Origin of the sequence: Halorubrum sp. AD140 (assembly GCF_034497445.1) — an archaeon.
Classification (GTDB): Archaea; Halobacteriota; Halobacteria; order Halobacteriales; family Haloferacaceae; genus Halorubrum.
Map to the genome: position 1 here is coordinate 85,399 of NZ_JAXRUU010000001.1, position 24,455 is coordinate 109,853.

Sequence of the window (24,455 nt, forward strand, 5' to 3'; positions counted from 1 at the left end):
CAGCGCAGGCGACGCAAGCACCGTAACGAGAGAGCGTAAGCGACCGAGTGAGGCGCGCAGCGAGCGTGCGCCGTCCTCGCGACTGGGGCTTTGGAGGTGTTCGCTGTCGAGCTTCAGTCAGACGAGTACAGCCGAGCGGCCGGGGGTTTGACGGCCTTCGCAGTTGAGCCACACTCGTTCGAGTCCTATCGCGTCGCCGACTTCCACTCCCGCAGACCCACCCGCTCGCCGTTCAGGTCTGCGGCGGGCGCCTCGGTGGCCGCCCAGACGAACAGCGGCGCGACGCTCTTCGGGTCCCTGGCGCGCTCCTTCCCGGTGAGGTCGGTGGCGACGAGCCCCGGGTCGACGACGCCGACCGCCGCGTCGATGTCGGCCGCGAACCCGCGGGCGACCGCCTCGGCCGCGGCCTTCGAGACCGCGTACGCGCCCATGCCGGGCCTCGACTCGTGGGCGACCGCGCCGGAGGGGACGAGCACTCGCGCGTCGTCCGCGAGGTGCGGGACCGCCTCGCGGATCGTCGCGAACGCGCCGCGGGCGTTGGTGCGCATCGTGTCGTCGTAGTCGGCGTACGAGAGGTCGTCGGTCGGGCTCTCGCCCGGCGCGCCGTGGAACACCGCGGCGTTCGCGATCACGACGTCGATCGGGCCCGCCTCGCGGTCGACCCGCTGGAAGAAGCGTTCGAGGTCGAACTCGTCGCGGACGTCGACGCGAGCCCCCCACGCGACGCCGCCGAGATCGCTCTCGGCGTCAGAGGCCTCCTCGGCGTCAGAGGCGCCCTCGTCGTCGCCGGCGGCCGCCGACTCCGATCCCCCGTTCAGCTCCGCGACGGCGCGATCGACGGCGTCGCCGTCGCGGCCGGAGACGGCGACGAACGCCCCCTCGTCGACGAACGCCTCGGCCACAGCCCGCCCGATCCCGCTCGTTGCGCCGGTGATCGCGACCGTCGGTTCCATGTGGGTACCGGTAGGCGCGTCCCCGACTTAGGCGTACCCACTCGACGTGTCTGACGGGTGGGCGCCCGCGGCTCGCGTCGGCGCCTCCCCGCCGCGTCTGGCCGGTATTTATACCGCCTCCTGTCCTACGATCTACCATGGACGTGGCCCCGGACATCGACGACGTGGCCGGCGAGTCGGTCGTCGTGATCGGCGGCGGCTTCGGCGGCCTCTCGACCGCCTGTTACCTCGCCGACGCCGGCGCGGACGTGACCCTCTTAGAGAAGAACGAGCAGCTCGGCGGGCGCGCGAGCCGGCTGGAGGCCGACGGGTTCCGGTTCGACATGGGTCCCTCGTGGTACCTGATGCCGGACGTGTTCGAGCGCTTCTTCGGCCACTTCGGGCGGTCGCCCGAGGAGTTCTACGAGCTCGAGCGGCTCGACCCCCACTACCGCGTGTTCTGGAAGGACGGCGACGCGGTCGACGTGCTTCCGGACCGCGAGGACAACAGGGCGCTGTTCGAGGAGTACGAGCCCGGCGCGGGCGAGGCGTTCGAGGCGTATCTGGAGGAGTCGGAGCGCACCTACGAGATCGGGATGGAGCACTTCGTGTACGAGGACCGCCCGCGGCTCCGCGACTACGTCGACAGGGACGTGCTGCGGTACTCGTGGGGGCTCTCGCTGCTCGGCAAGATGCAGGGACACGTCGAGGGGTACTTCGACCACCCGAAGCTCCAGCAGCTGATGCAGTACACCCTCGTCTTCCTCGGCGGCTCCCCGCACAACACCCCGGCGCTGTACAACCTGATGAGCCACGTGGACTACAACATGGGCGTCTACTACCCCGCGGGCGGGATCGGCGCGGTCGTCGACGGGATCGCCGAACTCGGTGCCGACCTCGGCGTGGAATACGTCACCGACGCCGAGGTGACGGCCATCGAGGGGCGTCGCGGCGGGTTCGCCGTCGACACCGCGGCCGGCGAGCGCTACCTCTCCGACCTGGTCGTCTCCGACGCCGACTACGCGCACACCGAACAGGAGCTGCTCCCGCCGCGCAAGCGACAGTACGCGGAGGCGTACTGGGAGTCGCGGACGTACGCCCCCTCGGCGTTCCTGCTGTACCTCGGCGTCGAGGGCGACGTGCCCAACCTCGAACACCACACGCTGGTGTTGCCGACCGACTGGGACCCCCACTTCGCGCAGATCTTCGACGACCCGTCGTGGCCCGACGACCCGGCCTACTACCTCTGTGTCCCCTCGAAGACCGACGACACGGTGGCGCCCGAGGGCCACAGCAACCTCTTCGCGCTGGTCCCCATCGCGCCCGGACTGGAGGACACCCCGGAGATGCGCGAGAAGTACCGCGACCTCGTGTTGGACGACGTGGCCGAGAACACCGGTACGGAGCTTCGCGACCGGATCGTCTTCGAGGAGACGTTCTGCGTCGACGACTTCGCCGACCGGTACAACAGCTACCGGGGGAGCGCGCTCGGGCTGGCGCACACGCTGCGGCAGACCTCGCTGCTCCGACCGTCGCACGCGTCAGACGCGGTCGACGGGCTCTACTTCACGGGGTCAACGACGACCCCCGGCATCGGCGTCCCGATGTGTCTCATCAGCGGACAGATAACGGCCGAGGCGGTCTCGAAGACGGCGTGAGCGGAGCCGTGACCGACACAGCGACCAACGCCGACCGACGGTCGATCGCCGGCGACCTCCGGTACCTGCTGGTGCTGTCGCGGCCGCGCTTCTGGCTGTACCTCGCGGGTCCCGTCGCGGTCGGCGTCACCTACGGGATCAGCGACGTGAGTGGCCTGTTCACGCCCGTCACGGTCGCGCTGGCGGCGTACTTCCTCGTGCCCGCGAACGTCTTCCTCTACGGCGTCAACGACGCGTTCGACGCCGACATCGACGAGCTGAACCCGAAGAAGGAGGCCCGCGAGGCGCGCTGGCGGGGGAGTCGCCTCGTCGCCGTCGCGGTGCTGGCGTCGGGCGTCGCGGGAGTCGGCACGTTCGCGGTCGCGCCGCGGGTCGCGTGGCCGTACCTCGCCGGCTTCCTCCTGCTGTCGGTCGGCTACAGCGCCCCGCCGGTGCGGTTCAAGACCACCCCGTTCCTCGACTCCGCCTCGAACGGCCTCTACGTCCTCCCGGGCGCGGCCGCGTACGCCGCGGTCGCGGGGAGCCACCCGCCGCTCGCGGCGCTCGCGGGCGCGTGGCTCTGGACGATGGGGATGCACACGTTCTCCGCGATCCCGGACATCGAGCCCGACCGGGCCGCCGGGATCCGAACGACGGCGACGCTGCTCGGCGAGGGGCGGACGTACGGCTACTGTCTCGCGTGCTGGGTCGCCGCCGCGGTCGCGTTCGCCGCGGTGGACCTCCGGCTCGGCGCGTTACTCGGCGTGTACCCGGTCTTCGTCGCGTGGGTCGCCGCGTCGTCGGTCGCCGTCGACCGCGCGTACTGGTGGTTCCCGGCGCTGAACACCGCCGTCGGCACCCTGCTGGCGATGGGCGGGCTGTGGCGCATTTATCCGGTCACGGAGGCGCTCGCGTGAGCGACGAGGGCGGAGCCGCCGAGTCGGGTCCCGCCGGCACGAGCGCCCTCCGCGCGCGCCTCCCCGACACGCGCCGCGGGGCGGAGGCGCTTCTCGACCGGACGGTGCGGGAGAACCGCTTTACGATCGCGGTGCTGTTCCCCCTCGTCGGCGCGGTCGCGCTCGTCGGCAGCGCGGAGGGGTGGGTGCCGGAGCCGCTCGCCTTTAACCCCTGGTTCGTGCTGTTCGGCGTGCTGGTGATGCGCTCGCCGCTCGTCGTCGGGGTGTTGCCCGCGGTCGACCGCCGCGCGCTCGGGTGGGTCGGCGTCCTGATCGCGTACACCTACGCGATCGAACTCGTCGGCGTCGCCACGGGGTGGCCGTACGGCAGCTTCGAGTACACCGTGAGCCTCGGGCCGATGGTCGGGGGCGTACCGCTCGCGCTCCCGGTCTTTTTCATCCCGCTCGTCGCCAACGCGTACCTGCTGTGTCTCCTGCTTCTCGGTCCGCGGGCGTCGAACGGGTGGGTCCGGCTGCTCGCGGTGATCGCCGCGGTCGTGGCGATGGACGTGGTGCTCGACCCCGGCGCGGTCGCGCTCGGCTTCTGGAGCTTCGGCGGCGGAGCCTTCTACGGCGTCCCGCTCTCGAACTACGCCGGCTGGGTGGTCTCGGCGACCGTCGCGGTCGTCACGCTCGACCGTGCGTTCGCGGGAACGACGCTCCGCGACCGCCTGCGCGACTGCGAGTTCATGCTCGACGACATGGTGAGCTTCGTGATCCTCTGGGGCGGGATCAACCTGTGGTATGGGAACCTCCTGTCGGTCGCCGTCGCGGCCGCGTTCGGCGTCGGACTCCTTCGAGCGGACCGATTCGACGCACGGCTGTTCGCGCCGTGGGGGTGATCCGGTCAGCCCGAGGACGGGAGGGCCCCCGACCCGACTCGATGCACCTTATATACGCCCGTCTCGTCTCGGAGATATGAGCGTTCAGGAGAGTTGCGGACGGCACGGTGGGGCGGCGGAATGAGTCGGCTGGCGATCGAGTACGGCGCCCACGAGCGCGTCCGAGAGGTCGTCGACCGACTGACGTACTGCGCCGAGCACGTCAGCGTCGAGTTCGACGGGTGGGAGGAGCCGCGCGTCAAGGGCCCGGGACTGTACTTCGCCGTCGTCGCCGACCGCGACTACGGCGCGTACGCCGACTCGATGGGCGACAACCGGTGGCCCCGACAGAGCTGTGCGACGGTCTTCGACGAGGACGCGTTCGTCGACGCCGCCGGGACGGTGAGCGTGGAGCAGGACGGCGGGGTCGTCGTCGCGGTCGACGGCGAGATCGAGGCGCAGATGGTGCGGTTCCGAGACCTGGGCACCCGGAGCGGCGAGTCCGACCTCGTCGACGACGTGGACTACGAGTCGTGGATGGGCTCGCGTCACATGAGCGCGATAGAGACCTCGGTCCGCCCCGAGGTCGTGGCGACGGTGACGCTCAGCGAGGAGACGGGGCGCGTGAGCGTGTTCCGCGACGGCGAGGCGACGTCGATGCGGCGCCACGAGCTCGGCGGCGAGTGGCGCGCGGAGTGAGGCGTGAGCGCTGCGCGGAGTGAGGCGTGAGCGCTGCGCGGAGTGAGGCGTGAGCGCTGCGCGGAGTAAGGCGTGAGCGCGGGTGTCGCTCGCGCGACCGGCGACCGCGTTCCCGGTTCCCGAGCGCGAGGCCCCACCGTTATGGGCTCCGCGGTCGAACCGTCGCATATGTACGACGAGATTCTTGTGCCGACCGACGGGAGCGAGGCCGTCGACCGCGCGCTCGACCACGCGATCCGGCTGGCGACCGACCACGACGCGACGGTACACGCGCTGTACGTCGTCGACCGACGGATCGCGACCGCGAACTCCGGCGACCTCCACGACGAGATCGTCGAGGACCTGGAGGCGCAGGGTGAGGCGGCGGTCGCCGCGGTCGCCGAGCGCGCGGAGGAGGCGGGACTCGCCGTCGAGACGCGCGTCGTCCGGGGGACGCCCGACACGGAGATCGTCTCCTACGCCGACGAGAACGGGATCGACGTGATCGTGATGAGCCCGGAGGGGAAGTCGCCGCGCGAGCGAATCCGGTCGCTCGGCAGCGTCTCCGACCGCGTCGCCGACGACGCGACCGTCCCCGTGTTCCTGATCAAGTGACCGTGGAGCTCACCGTCCTCGGCTCCGGCAGCGCGATGCCGGTGCCGGAGCGCGCGCAGGCGGGATACCTCCTCGCCGAGGGCGACCGGTCCCTGCTCGTCGACTGCGGCGAGGGCGTCCTCCACCGACTCGCCGGCACCGAGACCGGCTACGAGGGCGTCTCTACCGTCCTCCTCACGCATCACCACCTCGACCACGTCGCGGCGCTGTTACCCCTGTTGAAGGCGCGGTGGCTGGCGGGGGCGGAGCACCTGGAGGTGATCGGTCCGGCAGGGACCAAGTCGCTCGTCGACGGCCTCCTCGACGTGCACGCGTACCTCGACGGCCGGGTCGACCTGGCGGTCCGGGAGGTGTCTGCGGCGCGCCCGTTCGCGGCGGCCGGGTTCGGCGTCGCCGCCCGGGAGACCCGCCACTCGATGGAGGGGCTTGCGTACCGGTTCTCGCCGCCGAGCGCGGACGCCGACCCCGCGGACGGCCCGGTCACGCTCTCGGGCGACACGGAGGCGTTCGCGGGGATGGCGTCGTTCGCCGACGGGAGCGACCTGCTCGTCCACGACTGCTCGTTCCCGGACGGCACCGACGTGTCGAACCACCCGACCCCCACGGAGCTGGGCGCGTCGCTCGCGGGCGTCGACGTCGATACGCTCCTCCTGTCGCACCTCTACCCGCACACGGGCGGCCGCGAGCTGGAGATGGCCCGGAGCGTCCGCGAGGCGGGATTCGAGGGCGACGTCGAGGTCGCGAGCGACGGGCTCCGCGTCGAGGTCTGAGCGGCCGGGCCGTCGGGGCGCAAGCCGACTCGTGGCCGGCGTAACCGAGGAGAGTTACGCGACGTCACGATCGACCCCGATGTTTAAGCGATCACACCCGCTCCGTTCGGGCATGGCCGGCCCACTCGCGGACGACTTCGGACGGGAGGTGACGGGCGTGCGGATCTCGCTGACCGACCGGTGTAACTTCGACTGCGTCTACTGTCACAACGAGGGGTTAGGCGACACGCGGGGGCCGATGGAGCCGAGCGACGAGGAGATGAGCGCCGACGACGTGGTCCGCTTCCTGGAGGTCGTCGAGGGGTACGGCGTCGACTCGGTGAAGCTCACGGGCGGCGAGCCGATGCTTCGGCAGGACTTAGAGGAGATCGTCGAGCGCACGCCCGACTCGATGGAGGTGTCGATGACGACCAACGGGACGTTCCTCCCCGGACGCGCCGAGGACCTGAAGGCGGCCGGGCTCGACAGGGTGAACGTCTCGCAGGACGCGCTCGACCCGGACGACTTCGCGGAGGTGACGAAGTCGGGCGCCTACGAGCGGGTGCTGGAGGGCGTGAAGGCCGCCGTCGACGCCGGGCTCGACCCCGTGAAGCTCAACATGGTCGTGTTCACCCACACGGCGGGCTACGTGGAGGAGATGGTCGAGCACGTCGCGGAGAACGAGGGGCTCCAGCTCCAGCTCATCGAGTACATGCCGGAGCTCACCGGGAAGCCGGAGTGGAACATCGACATCGGGCGCGTCCACGACTGGCTGGCGGAGGAGGCCGACCGGGTCGAACACCGCGAGATGCACGACCGCAAGCGCTACTTCGTCGGCGAGGACGCCGAGGGCGAGGGCGGCGGCATGGTCGAGATCGTCGACCCCGTCGAGAACGAGTCGTTCTGCGCGAACTGCGGCCGCGTCCGCGTCACCCACGAGGGGTACCTGAAGGGGTGTCTCAACCGCAACGACGACCTCCGGTCGATGGGGGAGATGACCCGCGCGGAGATCGCCGAGACGTTCGAGGCGGTCGTCGAGAACCGCGTTCCCTACTACGGCGAGTACCTGATCGAGAACGACGAGGGCGAGTACGAGCTCAACGAGAAGTACCTGGGAACGCCGAGCGCGGCGGACTGAGGGAGGCGACCTGACGAATCGGAGGACGCCGCCCCGCCAGTTACTCCGGCGGCTCGTACGGCCGACTGCCCCCGTCGTCGGGGAGCTCCCGCAGGTACTTCGCGAACAGGTCCGCGACCCGCGTGTACGCGTCGACGACGTCTTCCAGCTTCCCGAAGCCGTGCGGCTCGCCGTCGTACCGGCGGAGCTCGTGGCGGACGCCGTGCGCCTCCAGCTCGGCGACGAGCTGCTCCGACTGGCTGATCGGCACCCGGGCGTCCTCCTCGCCGTGGAGCACCATGAGCGGGTCGTCGATATCGGGCACCGTCCGGATCGGGCTCGCGTCGCGGTAGGCGTCGAGGTCGTCCACGAAGTCGCCGAGCTCCCGCTTCAGGAGCTGCCACCCCACGTCGTCCGTGTCGTCGACGAACGACTCGTAGTCGTACACGCCGTAGAAGGCGGCGCCGGCGCGGAACCGGTCGCTGGTGCCGAGCGCGTTCACGGTCATCAGCCCGCCGCCGGAGCCGCCGAAGATCCCGACGCGGTCGGCGTCGACGGCGTCGTACCGCACCGCCGTCGCGTCCGCGGCCCGGATTACGTCGTCGAGGTCGCCGCCGCCCCAGTCGCCGTCGTTCGCCATCCGGAACGCCCGACCGAAGCCGTCGGAGCCGCGGTAGTTCGGGCGGACGACGGCGTAGCCGAGCGCCGCGAAGTAGGCCGCCCGGTGGTCGAAGCCGAAGCCGTCGAAGGCGGTGGGACCGCCGTGCGGCTTCACGAGGAGCGGCACCGAACCCGGTTCGGCGTCCGACGGCGGCGGATGGATCACCGCCTGAATCTCGGTCCCGCCGGAGTCGTACGTGAACGCCTCGGGCTCGGGGAGCCGCGTCGCCAGCCCCGCCGTCGCCGGCGGCGTGAGCCGCTCCCCGCTCGCCGCGTCGACGACCGCGGGGGGTTCGGTCGGCGTCTCCCGCACGGAGACCACACGGTCGCCGTCCCACCGCGGCGCGCCGTGGAGCGCGTCGCCCGACGCGAGCACGTCCGCGTCGTCGGCCGACTCGGGGTCGGCGTCCAATCCGGGGGCGGACTCGGCGTCCGGGAGCGCGCCGTCGACGCCGACCGCGTGGACACCGACGCGGCCGTGCTTCGTCGCGGTCACGGCGAGTCGGTCGCCCGCGTCGTTCCACTCGGGCGCCGCGATCTCGGTCTCCGGGACGCCGTACAGCGCGGTCGCCGGGTCGGCGTCCGCACCCCCCTCGACGTCGCTCCCGTCGATCCCGTACACGGCGTCGTACCCGCTTCCGTCGTGGACGAACGCGACCGCCTCGTCGTCGCCCGGTCGCGGGCGCGGGCAGGCCGCCCGGACGCCCGGCTCGGCGAACAGCTCCGTGACCTCCCCGTCGGCGTCGAGGGGGACGCGGACGAGCGCGGCCTCGTGGTCGAAGAAGTCGGCGTGGGTGGATCGGGTCGCGACGACGGTCTCGCCCTGCCAGTGCGGGTCGGCGTAGAGGTACTCGTCGTTCGCGATCGCCTCAACGCGGTCGCCGTCGGGGGAGACGACCGCGAGGCTCGCCCGCGAGAAGGAGTCGGTGACAATCGCGATGCCGGGCTCGCCCCACGCGAGGCCCGAGATGCCGCCCTCCAGATCCGTGAGCACCTCGACCGTGCCGGTGTCGGCGTCGACGGTCGCCAGCTCGCTCTCGGCGGTGACGAAGGCGATCCGGTCGCCGTCGGGGCTCCAGTCGATCCACCGCGCGTCGGTGCGCCCGTAGCGCATGGCGGACGCGCCCTCGCTGGTGAGTCGAACGTCGGCGCCGTCGGCCGCCAGCCAGAGGTCGGTGGTCAGCTCGCGGGTCTTCGCGTAGGCGATCCGGCCGTCCGGCCCGACCGCGGCCTGCACGACCCGGTCCGCGACGGCCATGTCGGCGAGCAGGCCGTCGTAGTCGGTGTCTCTGAGGTCTCGTCGATACACGTGTTCGTCTCCGGTGAGGGGGTACTTGGGCGTGTGGCTCGCGGAACCGATCGTTAGAACCTCATCTCAGATTGATTGGTCAACTTCTCCCACGACGTACGGGCACGATGGGATTCGAACCCACGACCATCGGATTAGAAGTCCGACGCTCTATCCGGGCTGAGCTACGTGCCCTCACTCTCACCAGAACCGCCTCGCATAAAAAACGCCGACGGTTCGGCTTGGCGCCGGACCCCAACAGCAGACCTAAGTCTGCCACGGGACTACTCCGCGCCAATGAACGTCATCGGAACCGTCGGGCTCCCCGGGAGCGGGAAGGGGGAGGCGGCGAACGTGGCCGAGGCGGCCGGAATCCCGGTCGTCGTGATGGGCGACGTGATCCGCGCTGAGTGCCGTCGCCGCGGGCTCGACCCCGCCGAGCACCACGGCCGGATCGCGCGGGCGCTCCGCGCGGAGGAGGGCGACGACGCCATCGCGGCGCGGACGCTCCCGCTGATCCGCGAGGCCGCCGCCGAGAGCGAGCGCGACGCCGTCCTCGTCGACGGCCTGCGCTCCACCGTCGAACTGGAGCGCTTCCGCGAGGCGTTCGGCGACGACTTCACGCTCGTGGCGATCCACGCGCCCTTCGCGCTCCGCGCCGAGCGGCTGGACGCCCGGGGACGCGACGACTCCGACTCCGACCTGGAGGCGCTCCGCGAGCGCGACGCGCGCGAGATCGACCTCGGCCTCGGCGCCACCCTCGACCGCGCCGACGTCGAGATCGACAACACGGGGACGCTCGCCGAGTTCCAAGCTCGCGTCCGGGAGGTGCTCGGCGTCGCGGACGAGTCACTGGAGGCGGCGGACCCCGCGGAGCCGACGAACGCCGGGGGTGACGGCGCGTGATCTACAGCGTCGACGTGCGGATCGAGGCCCCGGTCCGCGACACGGAGGTGACCGATCGGGTCGCCGACGCGGTGCGGAACGTGTTCCCGGACGCGGAGCCGGTCCACGAGAACGGTCGGCTCGTCGCCGAGTCTCACACCCTCGACGCCTTCTCCGACGTGCTCCACGATCAGGAGATCCTCGACACGGCCAGACGGGTGTTTCTGAACAACGCCACCGACGAGGGGTTCTCGTTCTCGCTGAAGAAGCAGGCGGCGTTCGAGGGGGTCGTCAACTTCGCCGTGGGCGAACCGGACGAGCTCGGCGAGATCGACGTCGACGTCCGCGTCCGGGAGCCCGCCGTCGAGGCGTTCGTCGACTACGTCGCGCCGGAGACCGACGACGGCCGACCGGTCGACCCCGTCCGGGAGTACGGCGATCGGTTCGACCCCGACGAGGCCGACTACTGACAGTCTGGCGGTCGTCAGAATCGGCACGTCCCGCTGTCGCTCGCTCGTTCAGTCGCTCAACAGCGTCGCTCCCGCGCCGCCGACGGCGCCGAAGACGGCCGGGTACACCATACCGGCGAGGAGGACGGCCGTAATGAGGTCGGGCGCGACCGTCCCGTCGCCGACCGAGTACCGGAAGAGGAACGCGCCGACCACGGCCAGCGGGAGATACCCGACGAGGACGAGCGCCCCGGCCGTCGCGCCGTCGACCGGCTCCGTCGCCTCGGCGAGCCGACCCGCGACGAGTCCGGCGACGATCAGGAGGACGGGCGGGACGACGAACAGCAGCGTCAGCGACCCGCCGTCCGCCTGCGAGACGAGGTTCACCGACCGGGCCCCGCCGACCAGCGACGGGACCTGAGTGTCGACGAAGTGGCCGTTGTAGAACACCCACCCGATCGCCTGCCACGTCGGGATCGGGTCGCTACCGAAGAGGTCGGCGAAGAAGTTGAACCCCTCCAGCTCGGTCTCGACCGTCGACTGCTGGGTGACGTACGCGACCAGGTAGCCGAGGACGTACGCGACGGCGCCCGTGGCCGCGCCGCCGACGATACCGTTCGCTCCGCTCGTTCGATCGGAGACAGACATGTGCTCGCAGTCGTCCCGGCCGGGGTAAGTGTCTGTTGACTCGTGTCGACCGTCGAAAGAAACCGTTTCGGTGGCAGAGAGATGGTTCGTCCGGAATCGGTCACTCCGTCGCCGCCCGCCACTCCGCCTGCGAGATCGTGTACCGCACCTCGTCGTGGACGCTCCCGTCGAGGAACGTGAGCGTGTTCCGCAGACGGCCCTCGCGGCGACCGCCGAAGCGGTCGACGTACCGCTCGACCGCCCGCCGCGAGTTGTCGTTGTCGGGGTGGTGGCTCACGGCGACGACGTCCAGATCGAGGTCCGCGAACGCGACGCGCATCAGCGCGGCGGCGCGCTCGCCGGAGTAGCCGCGGCCCCAGAACCGCTTGCGGAGCCACGTGCCGAGCTCGGCGGTTCGCCGCTCCCAGTCGACCTCGAAGCCGCCGAAGCCGGCGATCTCACCCGCGCCGTCCTCGCCGTCGCGGGGGCGGATGACGTAGTCCGCCGCCTCGTTGTCCGCCCAGCGCTCGCGGCCGCGTTCGAGGAACTCCAGCGTCTCCTTCTTCGTCTCGTGGGGGTTCCACGTGACGTACTCGGTCACCTCGTCGATCTCCGGGTCCGACGAGCAGATCCGGTAGCACGCGTCGAGGTCGACGTTCTCGGGCCACCGAGGCTCCAGTCGGAGGCGGTCCGTCTCGATCGTCTCGGGGAACATGTCGGTCCGTCTCGCGGGACCGTCTAAAAGGATCGCCAGGCGTGGGGGTAGTTCACACCAGTCGGGACCGACGGCCGCGAGGGCGACCTCACCCGGATATCTCGTACTTGCGGAGCTCAGCGCGCAGCGCCGCCCGCTTCACGAGCGCGAAGCCGGCACAGATGATCAGGAAGCCGGCGACCGTGTTCGGGGTGATCCCCTCGCTCAGAAAGAGCCACCCGGCGACTGCGGCGAATATCGGGGCGACGTACGAGACGAGGTTGATCTCGATCGGGCCGAGCCGTTCCAGCAGGTCGAAGTAGACGAGGAAACCGAACCCGCTGGCGGCGATCGACAGGTACGCCAGCGCCGCGATCCCCTCTGTCGTCCACGCGACGTCGGCGACCGACTCGCCGAGCCCGGCCGACACCAGGTGCATCAACAGCGCGCCGAGGAGCATCGACCACGCCTCCATCGTCTCGATCGCGACGTCGGCGTCCGACGCGCGGGTGAGCACCGAGCCGAGCGCGAACGACGCCGCCGCCAGCAGCACGAGGAACTTCGCGACCGTGCCGCCGCCGGTCAGGTTCGCGGGGTCGGGCGCGGCCAGCACGACCGCGCCGACGAGGCCGACGAGGAGTCCGAGCACGCCGACGAGCGTCAGCCGCTCGGAGGGGAGGAAGGCGCGCGCGAAGACGGTCGTCAACACGGGCGAGAGGCTGACGATCACCGACGCGGTCGCGCTCGTCACGGCGGGATCAGTCTGACCGACGAAGAGTAACGCGTGGTAGGCGGCGATGATCAGCGTCGCGCCGATCGCGACGACGGTCCACTCGTCGCGCCCGCGGGGGATCGGGTCGTCGACCGCGTACGCGGCGTACGCGAGCATGACGACGCCGGCGACGTCGTACCTGAGCGCGGCGAAGAGGACGGGCGGGAAGTACGCCAGCCCGGCCGTGATCGCCATGAACGCGGAGCCCCAGACGGCGGCGAGGACGAGGAACAGGGCGAGGTCCCGTGCGCGGCTCACACCGGACGTCTCCCGGGAACGGTGCAAAAGGTTCCGGAAGCGGCCGGGCGTGCGGGAAGACGGCGTCGGCGACGAGCTACCGGACGCGGTATCGCTCGCCGTCCGCCTCGCTGGCGACCACGCCGACGTCGGCGAGGCGGCGGAGGGCGTCGGCGACGGTCTCCTCGCGGGTGCCGACCTCGTTGGCGACCGCCGCGGGAGTGCCGTCGGTCTCGGTCACCGCCGCAAGCACCGCGGCGTAAAAGCGGCTGTCGGCTTCGGTTCCGAGCCGCTCGTCGATCTCCGCGAGCGTGTCCTCGACCCGACCGTGGACCCATCGCTGGGCCAGCGAGAGCTCGCGGTCCAGGTCCTGCAGGCGGGCGTACTCGCCGGCGAGCTCCGAGAGATCGCTCGACGCCCCCGAGCCGATCGGCGCCTCGATCGTGAGGTGCGGACAGCGTCCGGACATGTCGAGGCTGTTCTTGGCCGGGTACGCGCTCTTCGCGCCGAATCCGTACGGGGAGACGTTCACCTCCAGCCTGAGACTGCGGGAGATGCGAAAGTACTTGCGGCGTTGGTCGTCGGTCGTCGACTCGATCAGTCCCGCCTCCTCCAGCTTCCGCAGGTGGTCGATCACCGCCTTCGGGCTCACGTCGAGGTACTCCGAGATCTCCGTGACGTAGCACGGCTTGGTCGCGAGAAGCCGGAGGATGCGCCGCCGGTTCTCGTTGCCGAGGAGATCGAGCAGTACCGCGGAATCCATTAACGTATGGTTAGCGTCGGACAGCTAAAAGGCTGACTTACCGCACCGCACGTCTCGCCCGGTCCGGTTCCCGGCGGCTCCCGCCGTCGCTCGGAGCGAAGGGTAGTTAGCCCGGGGACGGAAACGTGGCGTATGGAAACGGCGCTCGTTATCCTCGACGGCTGGGGGCTCGGCGGCGGCGCGGGCGAAGCGACCGGCGGCGGCGCCGACGGCCGCCTCGTCGTCTACGGGCGACGCGTGGGGCTCCCCGAGAACCAGATGGGCAACTCCGAGGTGGGACACCTGAACATCGGCGCGGGCCGGGTCGTCAAGCAGGCGTACACCCGGATCACGGACGCGCTCGTCGAGGGGTCGCTCTCGGACAACGAGGCGATCGCGGACGCCCTCGACCACGTCGCCGCGACCGGCGGTCGGGTCCACCTCATGGGGCTCGTCTCCGACGGCGGCGTTCACTCAGACGTCGAGCACCTGCTCGCGCTGATCGACGCCGCCGCGGACGCCGGGGTGCCGGCGACGACGCACGCGTTCACGGACGGCCGCGACACCGCACCCGAGATCGCCGACCGCTTCCTCGCGGACGTGACCGCGAAGGCCGACGAGCGCGGGACGGGCCACGTCGCCACCGTCACGGGCCGCTACCACGCGATGGACCGCGACGAGAACTGGGAGCGGACGCGGAAGGCGTACGACGCGATCGTCGAACGCGAGGCGCCCCACCGCGCGGAGACGGCGGTGGAGGCCGCGCGGGAGGCCCACGCCCGCGGCGAGACCGACGAGTTTATCGAGCCGACGCTGGTCGCCGGCGGGCCCGCGCTCGCCGACGGCGACGCCGTGATATTCTTCAACTTCCGGGCGGACCGCGCCCGCCAGCTCGTCCGGCTGCTCACCGGCACCCGTCCCGAGTGGGGGTTCGAGGTCGACCAGCCCGAGGTCCGGATGACGACGATGACCGAGTACGACGAGACGTTCGCGTTCCCGGTGGCGTTCCCGCCGGCGGTCCCCGAGAACACGATCGGCGAGGTCGTCGCCGACGCGGGGCTCACGCAGCTCCGGATCGCCGAGTCGGAGAAGTACCCCCACGTGACCTACTTCCTCAACGGCGGTCGCGAGGTGAAGTTCCCCGGCGAGCTGCGCGAGATCGTGGAGAGCCCGGACGTCCCCACGTACGACCTGCAGCCGGAGATGTCGGCGCCGGAGCTCACGGACCAGGCGATCGATATCATCGGCGAGAAGGACCCCGACCTGATGGTCCTCAACTACGCGAACCCGGACATGGTGGGACACACCGGCGACTTCGACGCCGCCGTCGAGGCCGTCGAGGCGGTCGACGCGCAGCTCGGCCGGCTCCTGGACGCGGTCGCCGACGCGGGCGGCCACGCGGTCGTGACCGCCGACCACGGCAACGCCGACGACATGGGCACGCCCGAGGACCCCCACACCGCCCACACGTTCAACCCGGTACCCTTCGTCTACCTGACGCCCGACGGCGACGACGGAGGGCGAACGGTCCGCGAGAACGGCTCGCTGTGCGACATCGCCCCGACCCTCGTGGAGCTGATCGGGCTCGACCGTCCACCGGAGATGACCGGTGAGCCGCTCCTCGAAAGTAAACGGTAAACTCCGGTCCGATTTCCGGCGGTTCCACGGCCATTTAAGACCGTCACCGGCCTGTGATCGTTCATGGCAGACGAGACCACGCCGGTGATCGCGGCCGCCTACCGGACGCCGCAGGGGAAGGACGGGGGCGTCTTCGCCGACGTCCGGAGTGAGGACCTCTCCCGAACGCTCATCGACCACGCGCTCGCGGAGACGGGGCTGACGAGCGACCACGTCGACGACCTGATGTGGGGGGTCGCCCAGCAGCGCGCCGAGCAGGACAACAACGTCTCCCGCGTCATCGCGCTGCTCTCGGAGCTCGGCGAGTCCGTGCCCGCGACCTCGATCAACCGCTGGTGCGCCTCCTCGATGCAGGCGATCATCTCCGCGTCGGACGCGATCGCCGCGGGCAACCGCGACTGCGTCGTCGCCGGCGGGGTCGAGAACATGAGCCGCGTCCCGATGGACGGCGACTCCTACCAGCACCTCCACCCGGAGCTCTCCGAGCGGTACAACGTCTTCCAGCTCCAGATGGGGATGACCGCCGAGAAGGTGGCCGAGGAGTACGGCGTGAGCCGCGAGGCGCAGGACGAGTACGCGGCTCGAAGCCATCAGCGGGCCGCCGAGGCGACCGACTCCGGCCGGTTCGACGACGAGATCGTCCCGGTCGAGACGGACGACGGCCTGATCGAGCGGGACGAGGGGATCCGCCCTGACACGACGGCCGAGACGCTCGCCGAGCTGCCGCCCGCGTTCACGGGCGACGGGACGGTGACGGCCGGGAACGCCTCGCAGATCTCCGACGGCGCGTCGCTGACGCTGGTGACGAGCCGGGCGTTCGCCGATGACCACGGGCTCGACGTGCTCGCCGAGGTCGGCACGAACGCGGTCGCCGGCGTCGACCCCACCGTGATGGGGATCGGGCCGGTGCCCGCGACGCGGAGCCTGCTCGACCGCGCCGGACGGACGATCGACGACTACGACCTCGTGGAGCTCAACGAGGCGTTCGCCTCCCAGTGCGAGTACGCTCGCCGCGAGCTCGGCGTCGACGAGGACAGCTACAACGTGAACGGCGGCGCCATCGCGATCGGTCACCCGCTGGGCGCCTCCGGCGCGCGCCTCCCGGTCACGCTGCTCCACGAGATGGAGAAGCGCGACGCCGACCGGGGGCTCGCGACCCTCTGTGTCGGCTTCGGGCAGGGCGCCGCGATCGAGTTCTCGCGGTAGGCCCCGTCGGCAGCGGTTTTTTCACCGTTCGGAGCGGTGCGTTACGTATGTCAGATACCGAACCCGACGCCCCCGACGCGGACGACGACGGTCCGACCGTCGTCCTCCTGGACGTGCTGCCGAACGGGCGGCCGGACGACGACCGGCCCCCCTCCCGGAAGTCGCCGGTCGCGTACGGCCTCGGGGCGGAGTCGTTCCGACTGTACGAGCTCGACCTCGCCGCGGACGCTGACGCGTCCGTGAGCGACCGGGTCGCGCTCGACGGGCCGACGGTCGGCCGGTACCGCGAGGTGTCCTTCGACGGTCTCACGCGGAACGCGGCCGCGGAGGTGGAGTACGCCGTCGAGGCGATCGTCGACGCCAACGAGGAGCGCTTCGTCGACTTCTACAACGAGGCCGGCCCGATCACGCTCCGGCTCCACCAGCTCAACCTGCTCCCGGGGATCGGCAAGCAGCTCCGGAACAACGTCCTCGACGAGCGCAAGCGCGGTCCCTTCGAGAGCTTCGCGGAGGTGTCCGAGCGCGTCTCGGGACTCCACCGCCCGCGGGAGGTGATCGTCGAGCGAATTATCGAGGAGATACGGAAAGACGACCTGAAGTACCGGACGTTCGCCGGCCGCGAGGAGTGAGTCGAAACGGGACTTTTACCCGGACCCCCGGCCTATCGCGGCCATGACCGACGCACCGGCGGGAACGGCCGCGACGTACGGGGACCGCGACCCCGACGCCCTCGCGCGGCGCGCCGGGGAGCGCGCGAACCCCGACCGCGACCAGCACTTCCTCGTCGACGACCGCGTGCTCGACCGGATCCCGGGGTACCTGCCGGACGACGCGGACGCGAGTCACCTCCTGGAGATCGGCGGCGGCGCGGGCGCGCTCACCGACCGGCTGCTGGCGACGATCGTCGACGAGGCCGACGACGACCGCGACGGCGACGCTACCCACGGCGCTGCCGACGACGGCCCCGGTCACCTCTCCGTCATCGAGCGCGACGGGTCCTTCGCCGACTTCCTCCGCGAGGAGTTCGCGACCGCGGTCGAGGAAGGCCTCCTCGACGTGATCGAGGGCGACGCGCTCGACGTCGACCTGCCGCCGTTCACCGCCTGCGTCGCCAACCTCCCGTACGGCGTCTCCTCGGAGATCGCCTTCCGCCTGCTCCCCGAGGGGAAGCCGCTCGTGTTGATGTTCCAGGCCGAGTTCGCCGATCGGATGGTGGCGTCGGCGGGCGAGCCGGAGTACGGCCGGCTCTCCGTCTCGGCGCAGCACTACGCCGCCGTCGAGATCGTCGAGCGCGTCCCGAAGGAAGCGTTCGACCCCCAGCCCGCGGTCGAGAGCGCCGTCGTCCGGTGTACGCCCCGCGACCCCGACTACGCGGTCGGCGACGAGGCGTTCTTCCTCCGGTTCGTGAAGGCGCTTTTCACCCAGCGGCGCAAGACGACGCGGAACGCGATCCGGAACACCGCTCACATCTCCGGCCTCGACGACCCCGACGCCGTCGTCGAGGCCGCCGACGAGGAGCTGCTCGGCCGACGCCCCGGGACGCTGGAGCCGTCCGAGTTCGCCGCGCTGGCCGAACTGGCTCGCGAGCGCGGCTCTCCGACCGAGGTGTGATCGCGGGGATGACGGTCGCAGACGCGGTTCTCGCGGTCGGAGGGCTCCTCGTCGCGCCGCTCTCCGTCTCGCCTCTCCCTGTCGCGCCGCTCACGGAGGTGGTGACCGCCACTGGCACCTCCGCGGATCCCCTCGGCAACCTCTACAGCGTCCTGACCGAGAACGTCAGACGCACTCTCACGTCCGTGCTGATCCTCGCCGCCGTGCTCGGCGTCCGACTTCTCACCGGGTGGGCGAAGCGCCGAGACGAGGAGCTATCCTCGACGCAGCGGCTGCTGCTCTCGGCGTCCGTCGGCGCCGCCACCGCGGTCGGCGCGCTCTCGCTGCTCGTGGTGTGGGACCGGAGCGGGGCGCTCCTCAACGCGTTCGAGTCGGCGGCGATCGCCGACCAGCTGTCGAACGTCGTGATCGCGGTGGTGTTGCTGGCGATCGCCTACGCCGTCACCGACTTCCTCGGCGGCGTCATCCGCGAGATATCCGCCGAGAGCACCGTGCTCACGGACCACCAAGAGGAGGTCCTCCTCCGAGTCACGCAGCTGACGGTGTACACCTTCGCGCTGCTCGTCGTGGTCGGGCTGTTCACCGACAACGTCGGCGGCCTCCTCGTCGGGGCCGGCTTCCTCGGGATCGTGGTCGGGATGGCGGCCCGCCAGACGCTCGGTGCGGTGCTCGCCGGATTCGTGCTGATGTTCTCCCGACCGTTCGAGGTCGGCGACTGGGTCGAGGTCGGCGACCACGAGGGCACCGTCACGGAGATCTCGATCATGAGCACGCGCCTCCGGTCGTTCGACGGCGAGGTGGTCACGCTGCCGAACGACGACGTGCGCTCGGGCCCGATCGTCGACCGGTCGCGGCGCAACCGCCTGCGGATCGAAGTCGAGGTCGGCGTCGACTACGCGACGGACGTCGAGCGCGCGGCGAGCGTGATCGAGGAGGCCGTCGCCGGCGTCGAGGACGTGGCCGCGATGCCCGAACCGGACGTGGTGACGAAGCGGTTCGACGACTCGGCGGTCGTCCTCGGCGTCCGGTACTGGATCCGGAACCCGAGCATGCGGAAGCGCTGGCGCACCCAGACGGCCGCGATGGGCGCGATCAAGACCGAACTGGAGGCCGAGGGGATCGTCATCCCCTTCCCGCAGCAGACGCTCTCCGCCCGCGCGGAGGGGACGTCCGGGCCCCAGCTCGACGCGGAAGTCGAGGGTCGGGCGGCGACGCGGGGCGGAACGAGCCGGGGCGACGGCGGCGAGCCGGCCGACGGAGCCGGCCGCGGGAGCGGCGAGGGCGACGACGGGACCGACGACGAGGGGGAAAACGACGGGGAGGCGGACCGGTGAGCGACGGATCGGAGCGAGGAACGGCCGGCGAGAAGGAGCGCGACGCCGACGACGAACGCGACGACACCGCCGCCGACCTCGCGGCGCGCCGCGGCGTCGACGACGCCGTCGTCTACCAGCCCGCCGAGGACTCGGGGCTCCTCGCCGAGGCCGCGGTCGAGGCCGCGCGCGGCCGCGTGCTGGAGGTCGGCACCGGGTCGGGCTGGGTCGCGGCGACGATCGCCGCGGAGCGCGACCTCGACGTGGTCGGCGGTGACCTCAACCCGCACGCGGCGCGACAGGCCCGCGAGCGCGGCGTCGAGGCCGTCGTCGCCGACCTCTGTGCCCCGTTCCGCGGGGACGCGTTCGACACCGTCTGCTTCAACCCGCCGTACCTCCCGACCGACCCCGACAACGAGTGGGGCGACTGGATGGAGCACGCGCTCTCGGGCGGCGAGTCGGGGCGCGAACTGATCGAGCCGTTCCTCGCGGACGTCGGTCGCGTCCTCGCCCCGGGCGGCGTCGTCCTGCTCCTCGTCTCCTCGCTGACCGGGTACGACGAGGTGCTGGCGCTGGCCGAAGAGGCCGGCTTCGAGAGCGACGCCGTCGTCGAGGAGTCGTTCCCGTTCGAGACGCTCACCGTGCTCGCGCTTCGACGGGCGTGACGGACGCTCGGTGACGACCAGACCCCTACGTGACGTGTCGCTTCCAGTCGGTTTCGCGCCGGCCGCGGCGCACGCGTTCGACGCGGAACCGTCGGCAAGCGGACTCAGTCCTCGGCCGCGAACTCGACGCCGCTGATCTCGAACCGGGCCCCGCCGAGCGTTCCCGTCGTGATGCGGATCTCCCAGTCGTGCGCTTCCACTAACTGTTTCACGGTCGCTAACCCGAACCCGGTGCCGCCGTCTTTCGTCGAGTGCCCGGCGTCGAAGACCGCGTCGCGTTGGTCGGGTGGGATCCCCGGACCGTCGTCTTCGACGTACAGTCCGGGCTCGTCCGGCAGCAGTCCGACGCAAACCGAGACGGCGCTTCCGCCGTGTTCTATCGCGTTTCGAAACAGGTTCTCCAACAGTTGCTGCAGCCGACTGGCGTCCGCCTCGACCTCCCCAGTCCCGGCGACCTCGAGCGTGGCGTCCTCGGAGCGAATCATCGCCCAGGCGTGTTCCGAGACCGTCTCTAACTCGGTCGTCTCGTAATCGCTCGCGTGGATCAGATCGCCGGTCTGTGCGAGCTCCAGAATGTCCGTGATCTGGCTGTCCATGCGATCGATCGCCGTCATCGCGGTCTCGTAGTGCGTCTCGTTTCCCCTCTTCCGGTACAGATCGAAGTGCCCCCTCGCGATGGCGACCGGATTCCGAAGATCGTGCGAGAGGACCTGGGCGAAGTGCTCGAGTCGTTCGTTCTGGCGTTCGAACCGCCGTTCGTACCGCTTGCGCTCGGAGATGTCCCGCCCGAGTCCGATGCGGCCGATCACGTCTCCTCCGTCGTTCACCACGGGCTTCGAGATGAACTCGTACGGGATCGTCTCGCCGTCCTCGCGCCGCAACTGGACCTCGACCCGAGCCGTGCCGTTCTCACGGGTGGCCTCCAGGTACCTGTTCACCTCGTCCCGGTCCGCTTCGCGGACGAAGTCCTGGGGCGTTCGTTTCGACAGTTCGGCCGCCGTGTAGCCCGTCACGGTTTCGACTCGCTCGTTCCAGAACTCCAGATTCCCCTCCTCGTCGAAGAAGAACAGCAGGTCGTCCAACGCGTCGAAGACGTCCGCAAGCAGGCCGCGCCGATCTCGCTCCGCCGAGAGCGTGTTGATGTTGCAAACCATCGTACCGTCCGGCGTGTATGAGAGCGCGTGATCGACGAGGATCTCGGACCCGTCCGCTCGCTCCATGACCGTTCGCTCTCGGACATCGCCCTCGTCGGGAATCATCGGGAGGAGACGTTCGTAGACGCGATCGAGTCGGTCCTCCGGATAGAGCACCTCCCAGTGTTCGCCGAGTAACTCCTCGCGATCGTACCCGTACGCGTCCGCGTAGGAGCTGTTCACGTATGTGAACCGTCCCTCTTGGTCGAGGAGGCTGATCCCTTCGCGGGCGGTTTCGATCGCCGTGAGCAGCTGCCACTTCTTTTTCTCGGCGCGCGTCTGCTCGACGACGTTCCCGATCCGATTCGCGAGGACGGCGTACTGATCCGTTCCGTGCTCCTTCTGTAGGTAGTCGGTGACGCCGCTGGAGATGGCGCGTCCGGCGACTTCCTCCGAACCCCTCCCCGTGAACAGGATGAACGGGAGCGTCGGTGAGCGTTCCCGAACGGCTTCGAGGAGCTCCATACCGTCCATCTCCGGCATCTGGTAGTCGCTCACGACGCAGTCGATCGAGACGGTCTCGTCGTCGAGCGTCTCCAGGGCCGCTTCGCCGTTCGGTTCGTGGATGACACCCAGGTCGGGATCCTCGCGCTCGAGAAACGTCGCCGCCAGTTTCGCGAAGGCGAGATCGTCGTCCACGTGAAGCACGGTGATCTCCGCAATGTCAACGAGCGGAGAGAATTCGGCCGCAGTGGACGAGATATTTCGACCGACTGATCGTTCCATCGTCTCTACTCACCGGTCGGCGGCTGAAAACGTGCCTACCCTTAGAGAGCGGTATGACACCCACACAACACGTGTGAGCGCGGCGAGCCCCTCGGCTCTGTGGGATCAGTCTTCCTGGGAAGCGGCGTCCGAAAAGAGGGTGTAGAGGAGCTTTCGAAGCGCGGTGTGGAGGTGCTGACCGACCGTCGACGGCGAGAGATCCAGCTCCTCGGCGATCCCCTCCTGGGTGATTCGTCGCGGACGTTCGAAATAGCCGCGCTCGAACGCGAGGCGAAGCGTGTTCCACTGCCGATCGGTCAGCCGTTCGGCGAGGAGCCGCTGGAAGGCCCGCCGCGTGACGAACGGTGCGGCGATGCTCGTGGGCTGTCTTCGTCTCAGTTCGATCGCCGGATGCTGACTCTTGACCCAGTCGATGACTTCACTCGGCACTCTGTCCGGGGGCACCGTTGCGACGAGGCGCGCGTCCCCCTTCGAGACGCTCATCGATTGAAGCGGAATGTTGGCCCTTGCGAGTGTGCTGAAGACGCTGTGGACGACCGAGACTCGAAGGACACACTCGTGGTCGTACCTGTCGACGATATCGGCGTGCTCGCAGTGCTCCGCCGAGAGACACTCCCGAAGGATCCGGTTCGGCTGTCCGCCCGTGACGTGGAAGAACGCGGTCGTCAGCTCGTCTACGGGTCGGAACACGTCGAGCAAGTCTACTTCGCAGTCGTGGTCCCGAGAGAGACGGATCACCGGGTACGCGTCGTCCGCTATCGAGAATTCGAGTTCGACGAACGAACCGTTCTCCTGGGAAGCCATTGGGACCCTTCGCTAGCGGTACCGTGGCAAAGTGTTTATGTCTGGCCCTTGTTCACACAGTTGACGCTTATCAGCGACGGAATACGACTCGTCAGATCTCGGTGTCGTTGGTCTGGGTGGTTCTCATGCACTGACTCGCGTACGCCTACACCACGTATGTTACAGATCCAACTCGCCGAGCCCGTAGACGAGGAAGCGTTCCGGCACGGCCTCACTGAATTTCTCTGCGAAGCCGCGCGCAACGGCGTCGCCGTAGAGCGCGCGTGGGAGTGTCGCGTCGACGACGACCGCGGCTGGGAAGTCGAGGTCATTCGATTACGTTCCAAGAAGTCGCCGACTGACCTCGGTCCGTAATTACGGAACGAGCCGCAGCCGCGCCGATCGCGTCCCGGGGTTCCTACGTCGACGGTCCGGCCGCGCCCCCGTCGACGCGCCGCACCTTCTCGTCGGTTCCCTCGAACCGATCGGGGTGGACGACGGCCGCCAGCGCCTCCAGCGTGTCGACGACGCGGTGGCTGTGGCGGTTCAGGTAGGCGGTGCCGTCCATCGCGTACACCCGGCCGTCGCGCACCGCCGCCACGTCGTCGAGGGACTCGCGGGCGAGCAGGTCGGCGGCCGCGCGCTCGGCCTCGTCGACGTCGGCGCTACAGGGGCCGACGACGACGACCTCGGGGTCGAAGGCGCGCAGTTCGTCGGGATCGACCTTTCGGGACCGCTCGCCCGACGCGACGAGCCCGGGCTCTCCGCCGGCGACCCGAATCAGGTCGGGGACCCAGAGCCCGGCGTGGCGGAGCGGGTCGGTCCAGTCGAGGACGGCGACGCGGGGGCGCGCGTCGGCCGAGACGGCCTCCCCCGCGTCGGCCGAGGCGACCGCGTCGCCCGCGGGGACCGCCTCGGCGACGGCGTCGATCCGGGCGTCGAGGTCGGCGCGCAGGTCGGCCGCCGTCGCCGGCCGGTCGACCGCCTCGCCCACGCGCTCGACGTTCGCGAGGACGTCGTCGAGGTCGTCGGCGTGCACGTCGAGCACCGCCGCGTCGAGGTCGAGCCGCTCGACCGCCCGGTGCGCGAGGCCGGCGTCGAGCGCGCAGACCGCGCAGACGCCCTGCGTGAGGATCACGTCGGGATCGGCCGCGGCGAGCCGGTCGCCGTCGAGGTAGTAGGTGCCGTCGTGGGCCGCGATCCGGTCGATCGCGGCGGGGTCGGCGTCGAGGTCCCGGACGAGCCCGGTGAGCGTCGGTCGGTCCTCGACCGCGGCCGGGCGGTCGCACTGGTGTGAGACCGCGGCGGGCGTCGCGCCGAGCGCTGCCGCCAGCTCGGTGGCGGAGGGGAACAGGGAGACGACGGTCATGGGTATCGCTTCGCGACCGCGGGCTTAACCGTTCTGTCGGTCGCAGAGAATAACCCAAACGCATAAAATGTATTAGCAAATATTATACGGCG

At 70.3% G+C, this 24,455-nt stretch carries 25 protein-coding genes and 1 tRNA gene; 16 read left to right on the plus strand and 10 right to left on the minus strand.

The window, feature by feature from the left end:
• Positions 1 to 185 precede the first annotated feature (185 nt).
• Positions 186 to 953, minus strand: coding sequence for an SDR family oxidoreductase (locus U4E84_RS00455; RefSeq protein ID WP_322530120.1), 768 nt, complete (start codon positions 951 to 953; stop codon positions 186 to 188).
• 137 nt (positions 954 to 1,090) lie between these two features.
• Here U4E84_RS00455 and U4E84_RS00460 point away from each other — a divergent pair, with 137 nt between their 5' ends.
• The 7 genes from U4E84_RS00460 to moaA all read left to right on the plus strand — a co-directional run bounded on the left by U4E84_RS00460 (position 1,091) and on the right by moaA (position 7,526).
• Positions 1,091 to 2,590: a phytoene desaturase family protein gene (locus tag U4E84_RS00460; RefSeq protein WP_322530121.1), complete on the plus strand. Its 1,500-nt coding sequence runs from the start codon at positions 1,091 to 1,093 to the stop codon at positions 2,588 to 2,590.
• Positions 2,587 to 3,486, plus strand: coding sequence for a prenyltransferase (locus U4E84_RS00465; RefSeq protein ID WP_322530122.1), 900 nt, complete (start codon positions 2,587 to 2,589; stop codon positions 3,484 to 3,486). The genes U4E84_RS00460 and U4E84_RS00465 overlap by 4 nt, the downstream gene beginning before the upstream one ends.
• Entirely contained in the window at positions 3,483 to 4,367 is an 885-nt protein-coding gene (cruF, locus tag U4E84_RS00470) for a bisanhydrobacterioruberin hydratase (RefSeq protein WP_322530123.1), read from the plus strand. The genes U4E84_RS00465 and cruF overlap by 4 nt, the downstream gene beginning before the upstream one ends.
• Positions 4,368 to 4,487: 120 nt before the next feature.
• A complete protein-coding gene (locus U4E84_RS00475) occupies positions 4,488 to 5,045 on the plus strand; it encodes a hypothetical protein (protein WP_322530124.1) in 558 nt (185 codons plus the stop codon).
• A gap of 168 nt (positions 5,046 to 5,213) precedes the next feature.
• The gene (locus tag U4E84_RS00480; RefSeq protein ID WP_322530125.1) at positions 5,214 to 5,639 is read left to right on the plus strand and encodes a universal stress protein; all 426 of its coding nucleotides are present in this window, start codon (positions 5,214 to 5,216) and stop codon (positions 5,637 to 5,639) included.
• Positions 5,640 to 5,641: 2 nt separating this feature from the next.
• The gene (locus U4E84_RS00485; RefSeq protein ID WP_322530173.1) at positions 5,642 to 6,409 is read left to right on the plus strand and encodes an MBL fold metallo-hydrolase; all 768 of its coding nucleotides are present in this window, start codon (positions 5,642 to 5,644) and stop codon (positions 6,407 to 6,409) included.
• A 112-nt stretch (positions 6,410 to 6,521) separates the two neighbouring features.
• A complete protein-coding gene (moaA, locus tag U4E84_RS00490) occupies positions 6,522 to 7,526 on the plus strand; it encodes a GTP 3',8-cyclase MoaA (RefSeq protein ID WP_322530126.1) in 1,005 nt (334 codons plus the stop codon).
• Positions 7,527 to 7,566: 40 nt separating this feature from the next.
• On the opposite strand, the gene U4E84_RS00495 is transcribed toward moaA, so the two are convergent.
• Together U4E84_RS00495 and U4E84_RS00500 are read right to left on the minus strand one after the other, a co-directional pair.
• Positions 7,567 to 9,474 (minus strand): prolyl oligopeptidase family serine peptidase, encoded by a 1,908-nt coding sequence (locus U4E84_RS00495; RefSeq protein WP_322530127.1) that lies wholly within the window; start codon positions 9,472 to 9,474, stop codon positions 7,567 to 7,569.
• Positions 9,475 to 9,573: 99 nt separating this feature from the next.
• Positions 9,574 to 9,648: transfer RNA gene (locus tag U4E84_RS00500), tRNA-Arg, on the minus strand.
• 102 nt (positions 9,649 to 9,750) lie between these two features.
• On the opposite strand from U4E84_RS00500, the gene U4E84_RS00505 reads away from it, so the two are divergent.
• Positions 9,751 to 10,359 (plus strand): AAA family ATPase, encoded by a 609-nt coding sequence (locus U4E84_RS00505; RefSeq protein ID WP_322530128.1) that lies wholly within the window; start codon positions 9,751 to 9,753, stop codon positions 10,357 to 10,359.
• Positions 10,356 to 10,808: an RNA-binding domain-containing protein gene (locus tag U4E84_RS00510; RefSeq protein ID WP_322530129.1), complete on the plus strand. Its 453-nt coding sequence runs from the start codon at positions 10,356 to 10,358 to the stop codon at positions 10,806 to 10,808. Before U4E84_RS00505 ends, U4E84_RS00510 begins: the two co-directional genes overlap by 4 nt.
• Positions 10,809 to 10,856: 48 nt before the next feature.
• On the opposite strand, the gene U4E84_RS00515 is transcribed toward U4E84_RS00510, so the two are convergent.
• The 4 genes from U4E84_RS00515 to U4E84_RS00530 all read right to left on the minus strand — a co-directional run bounded on the left by U4E84_RS00515 (position 10,857) and on the right by U4E84_RS00530 (position 13,880).
• Positions 10,857 to 11,435 carry a transporter gene (locus U4E84_RS00515; RefSeq protein WP_322530130.1) on the minus strand — a complete coding sequence of 193 codons (579 nt, stop codon included), beginning with the start codon at positions 11,433 to 11,435 and terminating at the stop codon, positions 10,857 to 10,859.
• A gap of 100 nt (positions 11,436 to 11,535) precedes the next feature.
• Positions 11,536 to 12,129, minus strand: a complete 594-nt coding sequence (locus U4E84_RS00520; protein WP_322530131.1) for a GNAT family protein — start codon at positions 12,127 to 12,129, stop codon at positions 11,536 to 11,538.
• Between the two features lie 88 nt (positions 12,130 to 12,217).
• Positions 12,218 to 13,138 carry a DMT family transporter gene (locus tag U4E84_RS00525; RefSeq protein WP_322530132.1) on the minus strand — a complete coding sequence of 307 codons (921 nt, stop codon included), beginning with the start codon at positions 13,136 to 13,138 and terminating at the stop codon, positions 12,218 to 12,220.
• A 76-nt stretch (positions 13,139 to 13,214) separates the two neighbouring features.
• On the minus strand, positions 13,215 to 13,880 hold the full coding sequence (locus U4E84_RS00530) for an ArsR family transcriptional regulator (protein WP_322530133.1): 666 nt from the start codon (positions 13,878 to 13,880) through the stop codon (positions 13,215 to 13,217).
• 132 nt (positions 13,881 to 14,012) lie between these two features.
• Here U4E84_RS00530 and gpmI point away from each other — a divergent pair, with 132 nt between their 5' ends.
• The 6 genes from gpmI (at position 14,013) to U4E84_RS00560 (ending at position 20,292) form a co-directional block, all read left to right on the plus strand.
• The gene (gpmI, locus tag U4E84_RS00535) at positions 14,013 to 15,497 is read left to right on the plus strand and encodes a 2,3-bisphosphoglycerate-independent phosphoglycerate mutase (RefSeq protein WP_322530134.1); all 1,485 of its coding nucleotides are present in this window, start codon (positions 14,013 to 14,015) and stop codon (positions 15,495 to 15,497) included.
• Between the two features lie 63 nt (positions 15,498 to 15,560).
• Complete coding sequence (locus tag U4E84_RS00540; RefSeq protein ID WP_322530135.1) at positions 15,561 to 16,703, plus strand: thiolase family protein; 1,143 nt, start codon at positions 15,561 to 15,563, stop codon at positions 16,701 to 16,703.
• 47 nt (positions 16,704 to 16,750) lie between these two features.
• Complete coding sequence (locus tag U4E84_RS00545; RefSeq protein ID WP_322530136.1) at positions 16,751 to 17,332, plus strand: DUF655 domain-containing protein; 582 nt, start codon at positions 16,751 to 16,753, stop codon at positions 17,330 to 17,332.
• A 43-nt stretch (positions 17,333 to 17,375) separates the two neighbouring features.
• Complete coding sequence (locus tag U4E84_RS00550) at positions 17,376 to 18,314, plus strand: 16S ribosomal RNA methyltransferase A (protein ID WP_322530137.1); 939 nt, start codon at positions 17,376 to 17,378, stop codon at positions 18,312 to 18,314.
• Between the two features lie 8 nt (positions 18,315 to 18,322).
• Complete coding sequence (locus U4E84_RS00555; protein WP_322530138.1) at positions 18,323 to 19,648, plus strand: mechanosensitive ion channel family protein; 1,326 nt, start codon at positions 18,323 to 18,325, stop codon at positions 19,646 to 19,648.
• Entirely contained in the window at positions 19,645 to 20,292 is a 648-nt protein-coding gene (locus U4E84_RS00560) for a HemK2/MTQ2 family protein methyltransferase (RefSeq protein WP_322530139.1), read from the plus strand. Before U4E84_RS00555 ends, U4E84_RS00560 begins: the two co-directional genes overlap by 4 nt.
• 104 nt (positions 20,293 to 20,396) lie before the next feature.
• Here U4E84_RS00560 and U4E84_RS00565 read toward each other — a convergent pair whose 3' ends face one another.
• Entirely contained in the window at positions 20,397 to 22,124 is a 1,728-nt protein-coding gene (locus tag U4E84_RS00565; RefSeq protein WP_322530140.1) for a PAS domain S-box protein, read from the minus strand.
• Positions 22,125 to 22,316: 192 nt separating this feature from the next.
• On the minus strand, positions 22,317 to 23,015 hold the full coding sequence (locus U4E84_RS00570) for a bacterio-opsin activator domain-containing protein (protein ID WP_322530141.1): 699 nt from the start codon (positions 23,013 to 23,015) through the stop codon (positions 22,317 to 22,319).
• Between the two features lie 156 nt (positions 23,016 to 23,171).
• Between U4E84_RS00570 and U4E84_RS00575 the strand changes: the two genes are divergently transcribed.
• Entirely contained in the window at positions 23,172 to 23,369 is a 198-nt protein-coding gene (locus U4E84_RS00575) for a hypothetical protein (protein ID WP_322530142.1), read from the plus strand.
• A gap of 43 nt (positions 23,370 to 23,412) precedes the next feature.
• Here U4E84_RS00575 and U4E84_RS00580 read toward each other — a convergent pair whose 3' ends face one another.
• Positions 23,413 to 24,363 (minus strand): ABC transporter substrate-binding protein, encoded by a 951-nt coding sequence (locus tag U4E84_RS00580; protein ID WP_322530143.1) that lies wholly within the window; start codon positions 24,361 to 24,363, stop codon positions 23,413 to 23,415.
• Positions 24,364 to 24,455: the final 92 nt, after the last annotated feature.

Bases quoted from the DNA above. Each gene is read 5' to 3' on its own strand.
- U4E84_RS00480 (WP_322530125.1), top strand. From the start codon at position 5,214: ATGTACGACGAGATTCTTGTGCCGACCGACGGGAGCGAGGCCGTCGAC.
- U4E84_RS00530 (WP_322530133.1), bottom strand. From the start codon at position 13,880: ATGGATTCCGCGGTACTGCTCGATCTCCTCGGCAACGAGAACCGGCGG.
- U4E84_RS00555 (WP_322530138.1), top strand. From the start codon at position 18,323: ATGACGGTCGCAGACGCGGTTCTCGCGGTCGGAGGGCTCCTCGTCGCG.
- U4E84_RS00540 (WP_322530135.1), top strand. From the start codon at position 15,561: ATGGCAGACGAGACCACGCCGGTGATCGCGGCCGCCTACCGGACGCCG.
- U4E84_RS00505 (WP_322530128.1), top strand. From the start codon at position 9,751: ATGAACGTCATCGGAACCGTCGGGCTCCCCGGGAGCGGGAAGGGGGAG.
- moaA (WP_322530126.1), top strand. From the start codon at position 6,522: ATGGCCGGCCCACTCGCGGACGACTTCGGACGGGAGGTGACGGGCGTG.
- U4E84_RS00455 (WP_322530120.1), bottom strand. From the start codon at position 953: ATGGAACCGACGGTCGCGATCACCGGCGCAACGAGCGGGATCGGGCGG.
- U4E84_RS00475 (WP_322530124.1), top strand. From the start codon at position 4,488: ATGAGTCGGCTGGCGATCGAGTACGGCGCCCACGAGCGCGTCCGAGAG.
- U4E84_RS00545 (WP_322530136.1), top strand. From the start codon at position 16,751: ATGTCAGATACCGAACCCGACGCCCCCGACGCGGACGACGACGGTCCG.
- U4E84_RS00460 (WP_322530121.1), top strand. From the start codon at position 1,091: ATGGACGTGGCCCCGGACATCGACGACGTGGCCGGCGAGTCGGTCGTC.
- U4E84_RS00520 (WP_322530131.1), bottom strand. From the start codon at position 12,129: ATGTTCCCCGAGACGATCGAGACGGACCGCCTCCGACTGGAGCCTCGG.
- U4E84_RS00580 (WP_322530143.1), bottom strand. From the start codon at position 24,363: ATGACCGTCGTCTCCCTGTTCCCCTCCGCCACCGAGCTGGCGGCAGCG.
- U4E84_RS00575 (WP_322530142.1), top strand. From the start codon at position 23,172: ATGTTACAGATCCAACTCGCCGAGCCCGTAGACGAGGAAGCGTTCCGG.
- U4E84_RS00515 (WP_322530130.1), bottom strand. From the start codon at position 11,435: ATGTCTGTCTCCGATCGAACGAGCGGAGCGAACGGTATCGTCGGCGGC.
- gpmI (WP_322530134.1), top strand. From the start codon at position 14,013: ATGGAAACGGCGCTCGTTATCCTCGACGGCTGGGGGCTCGGCGGCGGC.
- U4E84_RS00570 (WP_322530141.1), bottom strand. From the start codon at position 23,015: ATGGCTTCCCAGGAGAACGGTTCGTTCGTCGAACTCGAATTCTCGATA.
- U4E84_RS00550 (WP_322530137.1), top strand. From the start codon at position 17,376: ATGACCGACGCACCGGCGGGAACGGCCGCGACGTACGGGGACCGCGAC.